The organism is Natrialba asiatica DSM 12278, assembly GCF_000337555.1.
GTDB lineage: Archaea > Halobacteriota > Halobacteria > Halobacteriales > Natrialbaceae > Natrialba > Natrialba asiatica.
Genome location: NZ_AOIO01000030.1, coordinates 53,665 through 67,169 on the forward strand (window position 1 = coordinate 53,665; position 13,505 = coordinate 67,169).

At 64.0% G+C, this 13,505-nt stretch carries 13 protein-coding genes; 6 read left to right on the forward strand and 7 right to left on the reverse strand.

The window, feature by feature from the left end; genetic code table 11:
• Positions 1 to 16 precede the first annotated feature (16 nt).
• Together C481_RS11740 and C481_RS11745 are read left to right on the forward strand one after the other, a co-directional pair.
• Positions 17 to 1,342: a YeaH/YhbH family protein gene (locus C481_RS11740; protein WP_006109431.1), complete on the forward strand. Its 1,326-nt coding sequence runs from the start codon at positions 17 to 19 to the stop codon at positions 1,340 to 1,342.
• Positions 1,335 to 3,374 carry a SpoVR family protein gene (locus tag C481_RS11745; protein ID WP_049904620.1) on the forward strand — a complete coding sequence of 680 codons (2,040 nt, stop codon included), beginning with the start codon at positions 1,335 to 1,337 and terminating at the stop codon, positions 3,372 to 3,374. The genes C481_RS11740 and C481_RS11745 overlap by 8 nt, the downstream gene beginning before the upstream one ends.
• Before the next feature lie 85 nt (positions 3,375 to 3,459).
• Here C481_RS11745 and C481_RS11750 read toward each other — a convergent pair whose 3' ends face one another.
• Positions 3,460 to 4,170 carry a glycerophosphodiester phosphodiesterase gene (locus C481_RS11750; RefSeq protein ID WP_006109433.1) on the reverse strand — a complete coding sequence of 237 codons (711 nt, stop codon included), beginning with the start codon at positions 4,168 to 4,170 and terminating at the stop codon, positions 3,460 to 3,462.
• A 267-nt stretch (positions 4,171 to 4,437) separates the two neighbouring features.
• Between C481_RS11750 and C481_RS11755 the strand changes: the two genes are divergently transcribed.
• Together C481_RS11755 and C481_RS11760 are read left to right on the forward strand one after the other, a co-directional pair.
• A complete protein-coding gene (locus tag C481_RS11755) occupies positions 4,438 to 4,890 on the forward strand; it encodes a response regulator (RefSeq protein WP_006109434.1) in 453 nt (150 codons plus the stop codon).
• A gap of 87 nt (positions 4,891 to 4,977) precedes the next feature.
• Complete coding sequence (locus C481_RS11760; protein WP_006109435.1) at positions 4,978 to 5,712, forward strand: SDR family oxidoreductase; 735 nt, start codon at positions 4,978 to 4,980, stop codon at positions 5,710 to 5,712.
• A gap of 5 nt (positions 5,713 to 5,717) precedes the next feature.
• Here the strand turns inward: C481_RS11760 and C481_RS11765 are convergent, their stop codons facing one another.
• Together C481_RS11765 and C481_RS11770 are read right to left on the reverse strand one after the other, a co-directional pair.
• Entirely contained in the window at positions 5,718 to 6,137 is a 420-nt protein-coding gene (locus C481_RS11765) for a hypothetical protein (protein WP_006109436.1), read from the reverse strand.
• 229 nt (positions 6,138 to 6,366) lie between these two features.
• Positions 6,367 to 7,722, reverse strand: a complete 1,356-nt coding sequence (locus tag C481_RS11770; protein WP_006109437.1) for a glutamine synthetase family protein — start codon at positions 7,720 to 7,722, stop codon at positions 6,367 to 6,369.
• 212 nt (positions 7,723 to 7,934) lie between these two features.
• Here C481_RS11770 and C481_RS11775 point away from each other — a divergent pair, with 212 nt between their 5' ends.
• Positions 7,935 to 8,291, forward strand: coding sequence for a thioredoxin family protein (locus C481_RS11775; RefSeq protein WP_006109438.1), 357 nt, complete (start codon positions 7,935 to 7,937; stop codon positions 8,289 to 8,291).
• A gap of 16 nt (positions 8,292 to 8,307) precedes the next feature.
• On the opposite strand, the gene C481_RS11780 is transcribed toward C481_RS11775, so the two are convergent.
• The 4 genes from C481_RS11780 to C481_RS11790 all read right to left on the reverse strand — a co-directional run bounded on the left by C481_RS11780 (position 8,308) and on the right by C481_RS11790 (position 10,335).
• Positions 8,308 to 8,697 carry a hypothetical protein gene (locus tag C481_RS11780; RefSeq protein ID WP_006109439.1) on the reverse strand — a complete coding sequence of 130 codons (390 nt, stop codon included), beginning with the start codon at positions 8,695 to 8,697 and terminating at the stop codon, positions 8,308 to 8,310.
• An 89-nt stretch (positions 8,698 to 8,786) separates the two neighbouring features.
• Positions 8,787 to 8,951 (reverse strand): hypothetical protein, encoded by a 165-nt coding sequence (locus C481_RS22210; RefSeq protein ID WP_006109440.1) that lies wholly within the window; start codon positions 8,949 to 8,951, stop codon positions 8,787 to 8,789.
• 148 nt (positions 8,952 to 9,099) lie between these two features.
• The gene (locus tag C481_RS11785) at positions 9,100 to 9,330 is read right to left on the reverse strand and encodes a hypothetical protein (protein WP_006109441.1); all 231 of its coding nucleotides are present in this window, start codon (positions 9,328 to 9,330) and stop codon (positions 9,100 to 9,102) included.
• Between the two features lie 54 nt (positions 9,331 to 9,384).
• Positions 9,385 to 10,335 (reverse strand): hypothetical protein, encoded by a 951-nt coding sequence (locus C481_RS11790; protein ID WP_006109443.1) that lies wholly within the window; start codon positions 10,333 to 10,335, stop codon positions 9,385 to 9,387.
• Between the two features lie 280 nt (positions 10,336 to 10,615).
• On the opposite strand from C481_RS11790, the gene C481_RS11795 reads away from it, so the two are divergent.
• Complete coding sequence (locus C481_RS11795) at positions 10,616 to 13,456, forward strand: DEAD/DEAH box helicase (protein ID WP_006109445.1); 2,841 nt, start codon at positions 10,616 to 10,618, stop codon at positions 13,454 to 13,456.
• Positions 13,457 to 13,505: the final 49 nt, after the last annotated feature.

A 13,505-nucleotide genomic window follows, 5' to 3' on the forward strand; every position in this document is an offset into this window, starting at 1 on the left:
CAGCGGAGGTGCAATCATGGGACTGAGAGACGACCTCGAACGATTCCGCGAAGTCGGCGAACAGCGCCGCGAAGACCTCGCCGACTTCATCCAGTACGGCGACCTCGGGGGCGGCCGCCCCGACCAGATCAACATCCCGGTCAAGATCATCTCGCTGCCAGAGTTCGAGTACGACCAGCGCGACCAGGGCGGCGTCGGACAGGGCGAAGACGGCACGCCCGACACCGGCCAACCGGTCGGCCAGCCGCAACCGCAGCCGGGCGACGACGGCGAGGACGGCGAACCCGGCGAGGAGGGCAGCGACCACGAGTACTACGAGATGGACCCCGAAGAGTTCGCCGAGGAACTCGACGAAGAGCTCGGGCTCGATCTCGAGCCGAAGGGCAAGCGCGTCATCGAGGAGAAGGAGGGACCGTTTACCGACCTCACGCGGACTGGCCCGGATAGCACGCTCGACTTCGAGCGGATGTTCAAGGAAGGCCTCAAGCGCAAACTTGCGATGGATTTCGACGAGGACTTCCTTCGCGAACTCTGCAAGGTCGAAGGCATTACGCCGCGAAAGGTCTTCGAGTGGGCTCGCGGCGAGAATCTGCCGGTGTCGATGGCCTGGGTCGAAGAGGCCTACGACGACATTCCCGCGGACGAACGGGGAACGTGGCGGTCGATCGCCGAAGTCGAGGCCAACGTCGAACGCGAGAGCGTTCAACAGCAGATCCGCCGCGAGGGGATCAAGCACGTGCCCTTCCGCCGCGAGGACGAACGCTACCGGTACCCCGAGATCATCGAGGAGAAAGAGAAGAACGTCGTCGTCGTCAACATCCGCGACGTCTCCGGGTCGATGCGCGAGAAGAAACGCGAACTCGTCGAGCGCACCTTCACGCCGCTGGACTGGTACCTCCAGGGCAAGTACGACAACGCCGAGTTCGTCTACATCGCCCACGACGCCGAGGCCTGGGAGGTCGAGCGCGACGACTTCTTCGGCATCCGCAGCGGCGGCGGCACGAAAATTTCGAGCGCGTACGAACTCGCCGCCGAACTCCTGGAGGAGTACCCCTGGAGCGACTGGAACCGCTACGTCTTCGCGGCGGGCGACTCCGAGAACTCCTCGAACGACACCGAAGAACGGGTGATCCCGATGATGGACCAGATTCCCGCCAACCTCCACGCCTACGTGGAGACCCAGCCGAGCGGGAACGCGATCAACGCCACCCACGCCGAAGAACTCGAGCGCCACTTCGGCACGGACGCCGACGATGTGGCGATCGCATACGTCAACGACGCCGACGACGTGACCGACGCGATCTACGAGATTCTCAGCACGGAGAGTGAGTCCGATGAGTAAGCGAAACACCAACGCCGACAGATTCCGCAAACAGGCGATCGCGACCGACCTCGAGGAACCGGTCACGGAGGCTCGGAACCTGGCCGAGAAACTGGGGCTCGAGCCCTACCCGGTCAACTACTGGATCATCGACTACGACGAGATGAACGAACTCATCGCCTACGGCGGCTTCCAGTCGCGCTACCCGCACTGGCGGTGGGGCATGCAGTACGACAAACAGCAAAAGCAGGGCCAGTACGGCGGCGGCAAGGCCTTCGAGATCGTCAACAACGACAACCCGGCCCACGCGTTCCTCCAGGAATCGAACACCGTCGCCGACCAGAAGGCCGTCATCACCCACGTCGAGGCCCACTCCGACTTCTTCGCGAACAACGAGTGGTTCGGCCTCTTCACCAGCGGCCGCGCCGACGAGAAGCAGGTCAACGCCGCGGCCATGCTCGAACGGCACGCGCGGGCGATCGACGACTACATGTCTGATCCCGATATCGACCGCGCCGAGGTCGAGAAGTGGATCGACCACTGCCTCAGCCTCGAAGACAACATCGATCAACACCAGGTGTTCGAGCGCCGACTCGACGTCGACGGCCCGGCGGCAACGGCTGAACTCGACAAAGATTTAGCCGAAAAGCTGGACGAACTCGAACTTTCCGAGGAGATCAAAGGCGAGGTGTTCGACGAGGAGTGGCTCGAACGCTTAGAGGGCGAGGACGGCGGCGTCACCTTCCCCGAAGAGCCACAGAAGGACCTCCTCGCGTTCGTCCGCGAGCACGGCAAACGGTACGATCCGGAGGCGGAACGCGCCGTCGAGATGGACGAGTGGCAACGCGACGTCCTCGACATGATGCGCGCCGAGGCGTACTACTTCGCCGCCCAAAAGATGACGAAGGTGATGAACGAGGGCTGGGCCGCCTACTGGGAGTCGACTATGATGACCGACGAAGGCTTCGCCGGCGCAGACGAGTTCATGAACTACGCCGACCACATGGCGAAGGTGCTCGCCTCGGGCGGACTCAACCCCTACAGTCTGGGCATGGAACTGTGGGAGTACGTCGAGAACACGACGAACCGTCGCGAGGTCTTAGAGCACCTGCTTCGGGTCGAGGGCATCACCTGGCGAAACCTCGCAGACGTCGTCGACTTCGACGAGGTGTGCGAGCACCTCGAACCGCCCGCGGCGATCGACACGATCACGCCGGCGACGCTCGACGAACTCGCGAGCGCCGACGTGCCCGACGAGTGGATCGATCACGCGGCGCTCGAACGGGCTCGGAACGGCGAGATCGACGTTGAACGGTATCCCTGGAAGGTTCTGACCTACGAGGGACTCGCCCACCGACACTACTCGCTCGTCAAGCGCCAGCACCGCGGATTCCTCTCGCGGGTCACCCAGAACGAACTCGAGCAGATCGGCCGCTACCTGTTCGACGATACCCGCTACGACAGCATCGAGGAGGCGCTCTCGAACGTCGAGTTCACCGCGGGCTGGGACCGGCTCTTTGACGTGCGCGAGAGTCACAACGACGTGACGTTCTTGGACGAGTTCCTCACGCAGGAGTTCATCACGGAGAACAACTACTTCACCTACGAGCACTCGAAGGCGACGGGACAGTTCCACGTCGCGAGCGACGCCGCCGAGGACGTCAAGAAGAAGCTCCTGTTGCAGTTTACCAACTTCGGCAAGCCGACGATTGCGGTCTACGACGGCAACTACAACAACGCAAACGAACTCCTGTTAGGACACCAGTACAACGGCGTGATGCTCGATCTCGGCAAGGCGAAGGAAACGATCAAGCGTATCTTCGAGCTGTGGGGCCGGCCGGTGAATCTGCTGACCATCGTCAAGGAGATCGACGAGCACGATATCGAGGTGGCAAAGCGCCGGAACCGGGAGCCCGAAGCCGAAGAGCGGGGCAAACTGCTGCGGTACGACGGCGAGGAGGTAACGGTCGAGGATCGCCGCTGGGAGGAGGTCGAACATCTCGCTGCCGACGATGTCGACTACGATACGAAGCCGGAGGAGTGGCTCGCCTGATTCCGGTCTGCCGTACCGATTTACCGGTGCGACCGCAGGACGGTTCGCGATTGCGCCGGAATTGACGGACAGCAGTCCGTATGACTCACTTCAACCCGACACGCGGCGCGCGAATCGGCCGATCCGCAGACGCACAGTCGACGCCACGGAATCCGAGCAGCGCCGCCGTAAGCCGCCGCTTGATCGGCCACGCGTGGATTTCGAGATCGACCGTCTTCGCTCGCGGAACGAGTCGCGTCGTCAGACAGCGCCAGTAACTCGCACCGATCACGTCGCAGTCGAGTTCGACCGCGGTCGTGACGGGCGTCTCGAGCCGACGGCTGACGAGGAGTCCGATGGATTGACTCGGCTCGAGTTCGCGAATCGCTCGTAGTTCCGAGGGGAGAAACGAGGTCAGGAGAACGGGATTGTCGATGCCGTCGATCGCATCGAGCACGTCCGCCGCGAGGCCGCGTTCCTTGAGTTCGAGGTGCAGTTCGAGACCCGGCGGTAGCGCCTCGAGCAGTTCCACAAGGGTCGGAATTCGCTCGTCGGTTCCGAGAACGGTATGCGTTTTGAGTTCCGTGAGGCTGCTCGTTGCGACTGGGGCGTCGCTGGTAGCGGGAGCGGTATCAGTATCAGTAACCGCATCGGTAACGCGGTCGATCGTCGCGTCGTGAATAACGACGAGTTCACCCGATTGACAGCGACGGACGTCGACCTCGACGGCGTCTGCATGCTGGGCAGCCGACTTGACGGCGGCGACGGTGTTCTCGGGAGCCGTCGACGCGAAGCCACGGTGGGCAATCAGTCGCATTCGAGCCACGTGATGTGGGTGGTGACCTTTAGCGTTCTGTTCTCCGTGTTCCCGGTGCGCTGAGAGCCGGACTCGGCGCTGTGATTACGGATCGATAGCTGCGACGCAACCCGTGCGGTACGTGAACGCTATTACGTTCGTGCCGGTCGCTCGGCCAAATCAATTAGCACCCACGTTTAAACAAGTCCCGTGAGAACAGATCGGTACGTGTCCCCCGCATGTATCGTTGTGGAGTCTCAACGTTGTACCTCCTGTGGTGGCTGAACGATGAGTGATCGACGATCGGAACCGTTCGAAATCCTTCTCGTTGGAGGCGATCCGAACGACGATCAGCCGATACGTGATGCCTTCGAGAATCTCACAATCGATATTCGTGTCACCGCTCTCGACGACACGACGGTCGGACTCGATGAACTCGAGCGCCGCCGAACAGACGAGACGACCCCATTTCCGGCACTCGTCCTGCTCGATATCGATCAGCCGTCCGTCGACGGCCACGGGCTTCTAGAGGCGATCAAAGCGGACCCGGTACTCGTCCGGCTCCCCGTGATCGTACTCACGGCAGCAGACGACCCGGCGACCGTCCTCGAGAGTTACGAACTCGCGGCGAACGCCTCGCTCCCGAAGCCGTCGGACCCCGCCGAGTTCGACTCGTTGGCCGAAACGGTGGCGTCTTTCTGGTTCGAGCAAGTGCTCTTACCACCTATCGAAACGTCCTGAGCGGACCGTTGCTTGCAGGCACCCGTCATCACGCACTTCGTCCCGTCGCCCCCGGTATTGATCGTCACCGACGTTGGAGGGACATCCATGGCACCACAATCAGCCTTCGAGGTCGATTTCACGGACACCGTCGCCGTCGTCACCGGTGCGAGCGGTGCACTCGGCAGTGCCGTCGTCGACCGGTTCCGGACAGCGGGCGCGACCGTCTGCGCCGTCGATGTCGTCGCACCCGACGACGAGGACAGCCTGCTCGACCGCGACCCGGCCGACGAGGCCGCCCTCGCGTTCTACGAGGCCGACCTGACCGACGAAGCCGACGTCACTGAACTCGTCTCCAGAATCGTCGACGACCACGGCCGGATCGACCACCTGCTGAACATCGCAGGTACCTGGCGCGGCGGTGACCACATCGAGGAGACGTCCCTCGACGACGTCGAACTCTTGCTCGATGTCAACTTGAAGACGGCGTTTCTCGCGTCGAAGCACGCCCTGCCGCACCTTCAGGAAACCGAGGGATCGATCGTCAGCATCAGCGCACGCTCGTCACTCGAGGGCGGCGAGGGCGACGGTCCGTACCGCATCACGAAGGCCGGAATCCGCCTGCTCACGGAGACGTTGGCCGAGGAGAACCGCGGCACCGTCCGGGCCAACTGCGTGATGCCGAGCGTGATCGACACGCCGATGAACCGCGAGATGATGTCGGATGCAGATTCCGACTCGTGGGTCGATCCAAGCGACATCGCGAACGTGATGGCTTTTCTCTGCAGCGACGGCGCGACGGTCACGAGCGGCGCTGCGGTACCGGTCTACGGCGAGGCCTAAGCCGCTCACTCGGCCGGGAGCCGCTCGGTCTCGGACCTGATCTCGTCGTCCTCCCGCCACTGGTAGTACCGGTAGGTCTCACCGGCGATTTCGACCAGCGAGACGTTCGCACGCGCTGGAACGCCGACGGGGAACTCGTCGGAATCGACCGCAGCAGCAGCAGCAGTACGCTGGGCAGTGCCACCCCCGCGCGCATGCTCCCCGTCCGTAGCTGACTCCGAGTTCACCGCAGCATCGTGGTCACTCGCCGCGTCGTCACCCCCTTCGAGCATGGTCCGTGTTTCGGCAGTCGAGTCCTTCCAGTCGGCGAGTGCGGTTGCATGCTCAGCAACGGCGCGGAGCGTCTCACCGTTTCTGTCCTCGAGTGCCACAGCCAGTTCGTCATCGAGTTCGTCCGGTGGCCGTGGGCGGCCGCGTTCGCTCATTGCACGCGGTTGTGCGCCCGTCCCGAAATTTCACCCGGTCTCCGCCACTCGGGGGTTCGAGGCACGCTGACCGCCGGCACGCATCGATAGCGAGGGGATCTTGCGGTCACAACAGGAGTCGGAACGCGATACTGAGTCGAAAATCGAAAGACGAGACGTGAGACGACGGAAGATCCGCGAGCCGAAACCCGCAGCCGAAATAGCGAGGTGAACACCAGCGAGCGAACGGTTAGAACGTCTCGAGGTACCGATCGAGTTCCCACTGGGAGACGTCGATCAAGTACTCTTCGAACTCCTGGCTCTTGGCTTCGACGAACTTCGGAGCGACGTGGTCGCCGAGTGCGTCGTAGATGACGTCGTCCGCTTCCAAGGCGTCGACGGCTCCGCCGAGGTTCGACGGCAGCGTTTCGATACCGTACTCTTCGCGTTTCTGTTCGTCGAACTCGTAGATGTTCTCGCGAACCGGGTCCGGACAGTTGAGGTCGTTCTCGATACCGTCGAGACCGGCGTGGATAAGCGCGGCGAACGCGAGGTACGGGTTACAGGACGGGTCGGGGAAGCGGGCTTCGATTCGCGAGGCCGCGGACGTGCGGGCCGCGGGCTTGCGGATCAGCGCCGAGCGATTGCGGTCGGACCAGGCGACGTAGACCGGGGCCTCGTAGCCCGGCACCAGCCGCTTGTAACTGTTGACCGTCGGGTTCGAGACCGCCGTGATCGCCGGGGCGTGCTCGAGAATCCCCGCGAGGAACGAGTGGGCCGTCTCCGACAGATCGAACTCGTCGTCCTCGTCGTGGAACGCGTTCTCGCCGCCCTCCGTAAAGAGCGAGAGGTGGGTGTGCATCCCCGAGCCGTTGATCTTCGGGATCGGCTTGGGCATGAACGTCGCGTGGTAGTCGTGCTGGGCGGCGATGGCGCGAACGACCGTGCGGAAGGTGGCGACGTTGTCCGCCGTCGTCAGCGCGTCGTCGTACTCGAAGTTGATCTCGTGTTGGCCCTCCGCGACCTCGTGGTGGCTGGCCTCGACCTCGAAACCCATGCTCTCGAGGCCGTAAATGATGTCCCGACGCACGTCGCTCGCGAGGTCCTTCGGCGCGAGGTCGAAGTAGCCGCCGGCGTCGTTGGTCGTCGTCGTCGCGTACCCGTCCTCGTCCTCCTCGAACAGGAAGAACTCCGGTTCCGGCGCGGCGTTGACCGTGTATCCCATCTCCTTGGCGCGGTCGAGGGCGCTCTTGAGCACGTAGCGCGGATCGCCCTCGAACGGCTCGTCCGTCGAGGTGTCGTAGACGTCGCAGATCATCCGGGCCGCCGCGCTGTTCTCGTCGTTGCGCCACGGCAAGATTGCGAACGTCTCCGGATCCGGCTTCAGCCGCATGTCCGACTCCTGAATCCGGACGAAGCCCTCGATCGAGGAGCCGTCGAAGTAGATGCCCTCGGTAAACGCCTTCTCGGCCTGACGTGCCGGCACAGAGACGTTCTTGACCGTCCCGAGGATGTCCGTAAACTGCAATCGGAGGAAATCGACGTCCTCCGTCTCGATTTTGTCTAACACGTTCTGTTCCGCCGTAGTCAGGTTCCCGTCCGTCATCTTTTGCTCGAATCAATCCACGATACCCACCACTAAAACTCTATTGTTGTGGGCGAATATCCTTCTACACATGGATTCGTGGATGTTTGTCCACAACAATTCGAGTTCAGCCGAGAGTGGCACATCCCGTGGCAAACGTTGCGCCACAGGTTGACGAATGGTTGTGATACCGCGTCCGGCATGGATTTCCCTGCGGAGCCCCGTCACCGACTATGACCGAGTTCACGGCCACACCGGTTCAACTCGACACTGAAGCCGAACTCGATGCGTTCATCGAGCGCCACGAGTGCAGTCTCGTGGAGTTTTACGCGGAGGGCTGTCCGCTGTGTCAGGCGATGGGACCAGTACTCGGCAACGTTGCGCGGTCGACAGCCGTCGCCATTGGGCTGGTGAATCCGCGGGACGATCTCGAACTCGTCGATCGGTTCGAGATTCAGTCGGTACCGACGCTGGTGCTTTTTCGAGCGGGCGAACCGATCGCAACGCGCGCTGATGGATTTCTCGGCGGTGACGAGGTGGTCGCGTTTCTCGAAGCGAACGCCCCGGTGACCGTGGCGGACGGCGATTGATCGGGGCGAGGCCCGGCTATTCTGCTGTCGTCTCGTCGGTCTCGTCGGTCTCCTCCCCTTCGCCTTCGTCGGTGCCGTCGTCTCCCGTCTCCGACTCCTCCTCTTCGGGTCCCGATATCTCGGTCGGATCCACCTCACCCGCGAGGAACTGTTCACCGAGTTCGGTAATGTCGTACATTCCCGGCGCGTGTTTCGTCAGTAGATCCCGTTTCGCGAGTTCTCGACACCGGTAGGCGGCGTGCGGGCTCCGACAGATCTTTTCGTCCTCCATCTGGTCCGGCATGAAGAACTCGTCCTGGCTCAGGAGTTCCAGGATGGGCTCGTCGGCGGGGTCCATCCAGTCGGCGGCCAGTTCGGTGTCCGGTTCGGCGTCCGATTCGGTGTCGGAGTCGTCGTCCGCTGTCATGGCGCGTTGTACGCACTCTGCGGGCAAGAAAGAACTGATCGGAAACGGGTTCGGTCGAGACGAACCCTCGGGACGCGACCCCGAGCGATTTACGAGGGGTGTTGGTGCTGGATGCGCTCGGCGATCGTATTAGGGACGCGCGTGCCGCAGTCGGCGCAGTTCCAGTTTCGGGAGACGGTCCCGGGCTCTTTCTCGAGGTCGTGGTTGTACTGGATAACGGCGCCGCAGTGGCAGGTGTAGGTCGTGCGGGACATGCGTGAGCGTCGTAAGAGCGGAGCGCAGAAGTCTCTGTCACGTACCGGACGGTGTGAACTGACCGCTTCGGTTTCGATCTCGCGGCGGGTTCGCAGCGACGAGTCGCCGCGGATCGGACCCGAACGGTCTCGGTTGCGCTCCCGATGCTCACTCTGTCTCGTCGAGCAACCCGAGTTCGGTCGCGACCAGATCGGCGATTCGGTCCGCGATATCCGGATCGACCTCCGCGACGGCCTCGCCGTCGTGCAGTTGGGTGTTGTGTCGCTCGACCGCGTCGGCGACGGCCGAAAGCGGGACGCGAGAGGTCGTCTCGCAGGCGTCACAGACGATCGGGACGCGCGGGGAATCGGCATCCGTATCCGTGTCGTCGCTCGTCATTGGCGGGTCTCTCGTGGCAATCAGCAAAGAATCATCGATTTTACGGGTTCGCTTCTATCCGCGTCGGCGGACCGCGACAGCGGCGAGCAGCGCACCGACTGCGGCAAGGATTCCGAAGCCGGGGACCGTATCGGTGTCGTTCGTGGAACCGGGGCTGCTGTCGCCGTCGCCAGCGCCGGAGTTGGAATCGGAGTCGGTATCAGTTCCGTCGGCGGCGTTGCCGTCCGTCTCGTTGACGGGGATGTCCGCGTCGCCATCGAGTTGCAACACGGCGACCATATCGCCGTGCGAGCCGTCGGGCGTGTACGTCCAGCTACCGCCGGCTTCCTCGTAGGGTTCGGCTGCTTCGAGCGGATCGATGTTCGACTTCCAGTCCTGGTTGGCTTGCTGAACGTAGCCGACGAGTTCGATCTGGTCCGCGTGGGGGCCCCCAATTTCGACTTCGCCGTATTCGACGGTCTCGTTTTCGGGGAGTCCGTGCCATTCGACACAGTGTGAGTCGAGGTACCCGTCACCCTGCGGGAGTTCGCTCGTGCCGAACTGATCCCCGTCCATCGGGCGGTTGTAGTTGTCCGTCAGCGGGTACTCGACGGTGAACGGATCGGCTCCCTGGTGCCAGGAGAGCGACTCGCCGGTGGGAATCGTCACGGTCGTGTCCGGCACCGATTCGCCGGAGACGGGTTGGCCGGCCTCGTTGACCAACGTGACGCACATCTTCCCGGAGCCCTCGCCGAGGTAGGGCATGCGGTAGTCGTCGCGCGGGTTCGTGTAACTGATCCAACTCCCGTCATCGGCCGCCGCCTCGAAGTACGGGTCGCCTTGCTCCGGAACGGCCTCGACGTACTCCTCCTCGGAGACGTACTGTTGCGCAATTGCGGACACGGGGTCGGAACCGGTTCCGGCCGCGGCGGCACCGGCGGGGCCGAAGGCGGCGACTGCGCCGAGAAGGGCGCAGATACCGACGACGAGCACCGCGCGACGTCCGGACGGGGCGTCACGACTCATAGCGATCGCCTCCGCGACGAGTGCGGTATCGTGGGCGTCGGCGACGCGTTCGCTCGCCCGGATGAGTTCGCCGATTCGGGACCTGCTTCCGTCAACGGGTGTCGATTAGTACGGGTCTGTGACAGTCGTCTGCGTGGAGCTGTCATCTCGTCGGCATACCGAATAGACCGTTGTAGGTATGTGCCGGTTACCGACGTCTAGGCACTCCGTACCGTCACCTGAGCGTGAATCGCGGTCGAGAACGTGGCTCTTATGCATCGCTCGCCCCTATACGGGTTCGATGACCGAAGGGGACGTTGCGGCTTTCTCACGTCTCGGCGCGACAGTCCGCGGAGCGCTCTCCGAGCGCGGGTTCTCGACACCGACGGCACCACAGCGACTCGCGATTCCGCCGCTTGCCGCCGGTCAGAACACGCTCGTGATCGCACCGACCGGGAGTGGCAAGACCGAGACGGCCATGCTCCCCGTCTTCGACGACCTCGTCGCTACCCAACCGGAGGGATTCGGCGCGCTGTACGTGACGCCGCTGCGGGCGCTCAACCGCGACATGTTAGACCGCCTCGAGTGGTGGGGCGAGTTCCTCGACCTCGAAGTCGACGTTCGCCACGGCGACACGACGGACTACCAGCGCAGCAAGCAGGCCGAGGACCCGCCGGACGTGCTGATCACGACGCCCGAAACCGTCCAGGCGATGCTCACCGGCGACCGCCTTCGAGACGCGCTCGCGGACCTCTCCCACGTCGTGATCGACGAGGTGCACGAACTCGCGGCCTCCAAACGCGGCGCACAGTTGGCGGTCGGGCTCGAGCGCCTCCGCGACATCGCCGGGCAGTTCCAGCGGATCGGCCTCTCGGCGACCGTCGGCGACCCCGACGAGGTCGGTCAGTTCCTCACCGGCGGCCGGCCCTGCGAGATTCGCGAAATCGACGTCGGCAGCAACGTCGATGTCACCGTCCGCGAACCCGAGATCACCGACGAGGACGAGCAACTCGCCGGGCAACTGATGACCGAACCCGACACGGCGAGTCACGTTCGCCTGATCCGCGACCTCGTCGACGAACACGAGTCCACGCTCATCTTCGTCAACACGCGCCAGACCGCCGAGGCACTGGGCTCGCGCTTCAAAGAACTCGACCTGCCGATCGGCGTCCACCACGGCTCGCTCTCGAAGGAGGCCCGAATCGACGTCGAAGACCGATTCAAATCTGGCGACCTCGACGGCCTGCTCTGTACCTCCTCGATGGAACTCGGAATCGACGTGGGCCGCGTCGATCACGTGATCCAGTACAAGAGTCCGCGGCAAGTCGCGCGCCTGCTCCAGCGAGTCGGCCGCGCCGGGCACCGACGCGACGAAGTCTCGAGCGGCACGATCGTCACCACCCGACCCGACGACACCTTCGAAGCGCTGGCGATCGCCCGCCGCGCCCGCGACGGCGAGGTCGAACCGGCGCGTATCCACGAGGGCAGCCTCGACGTGGTCGCGAACCAGATTCCGGGATTCGTCCAGAGCCGCGGCTCGGTGCACGTCCGCGACGCCTACGAGACCGTCCGCCGAGCGTATCCGTTCCGCGACCTCGCGCCGGAGGCGTTTCGCGAGATACTCGGCGAACTCCACCGCAACCGGATCGTCTGGTTCGACGAGGGCGAAGACCGTCTCGAGACCACCGGCGGCACCTGGCAGTACGTCTACGCCAACCTCTCGATGATCCCCGACGAGGAGACCTACGAGGTCCACGACATCGCCTCGAGTTCACAGATCGGGACCTTGGACGAGCGGTTCGTCGTCAACTTCGCCCAGCCGGGCGAGGTGTTCGTCCAGCGCGGCGAGATGTGGCGCATCGCCGAAATCGACGACGACGAAGCTCGCGTCAAGGTCAGCCCGATCGAGGACCCCGCCGGCGAAGTGCCCTCGTGGATCGGCCAGGAGATTCCGGTCCCCGCGGCGGTCGCTCAGGAGGTCGGCGAGATCCGCGCCGTCACCGAGCCGCAACTGGAAGCGGGCGCGGACGCGCGGGCCATCGGACGTGAACTCGCCGGCCGGTATCCCGCGGACGAGTTCACGCTGACCGAGGCCTGTACGCAACTCGAACGACAGATCGATCCGGAGTCGCCGATGCCGATGCCCACCGCGGACCGCATCGTCCTCGAACGCCAGGGTCGGACCATCGTCATCAACGCCTGTTACGGCCACACGGCGAACGAAACGCTCGGACGGGTCCTCTCGTCGCTGCTCGGTCAGCAGGCCGGCTCCTCGGTCGGCCTCGAAACCGATCCGTACCGGATCGAACTCGAGGTGCCCACGTCGGTCGCGACGAGCGATATCGTCGAGGTCTTCGAAGAGACCGACCCCGAGCACGTCGGGACCATCGTCGAACTCGGGCTCAAGAACTCGGATGCACTCGCGTTCCGGCTGGCGCAGGTCTCCGCCAAGTTCGGCGCGCTCAAGCGCTGGCAGGGACAGGGTTCGGGCCGACTCTCGAACGACCGCCTGCTGGCCGCACTCGAGGACACCCCGATGTACGACGAGTCGATCCGCGAGGTGTTCCACGAGGACCTGGACATCGAGCGGGCGGCGGCGGTTCTCGACGGCGTTCAGTCCGGTGCCATTGAACTCGTCACCCACCGCGGGCGGACGCCGGTCGGGCAGGGCGGCCGTTCCTCCGGCGGGAAGGAACTGCTCGCGCCCGAGAACGCCGATGCGGGGGTCATCGAGACTGTCAAGGAGCGCCTGCAGGACGACCGGATCATCCTGCTGTGTACGCACTGCAAGGACTGGAAAGTTACGACGAAGGTCAAGCGCGTTCGCGACCAGCCCCAGTGTCCCGAGTGCGGGTCGACGCGCATCGCCTCGCTGAACCCGTGGGCCGACGAGGTCGTGCAGGCGGTGCGCGCCGAAGAGAAAGACGAGGAGCAGGCGGAGATGACCCAGCGCGCGTTTCGGGCTGCGAGCCTCGTCCAGAGCCACGGTAAACGGGCCGTCGTCGCGATGGCGGCCCGCGGCGTCGGCCCGCACAACGCCGCCCAGATCATCAACAAACTGCGGGAGAACGAGGACGAGTTCTACCGCGACATCCTCTCGAAGGAACGGGAGTACGCGCGGACGCAGTCGTTCTGGGACTGACCGGGACCGTTCGTTTCAGTTCACGCGTCTCCCGACGGAACGATCCGAA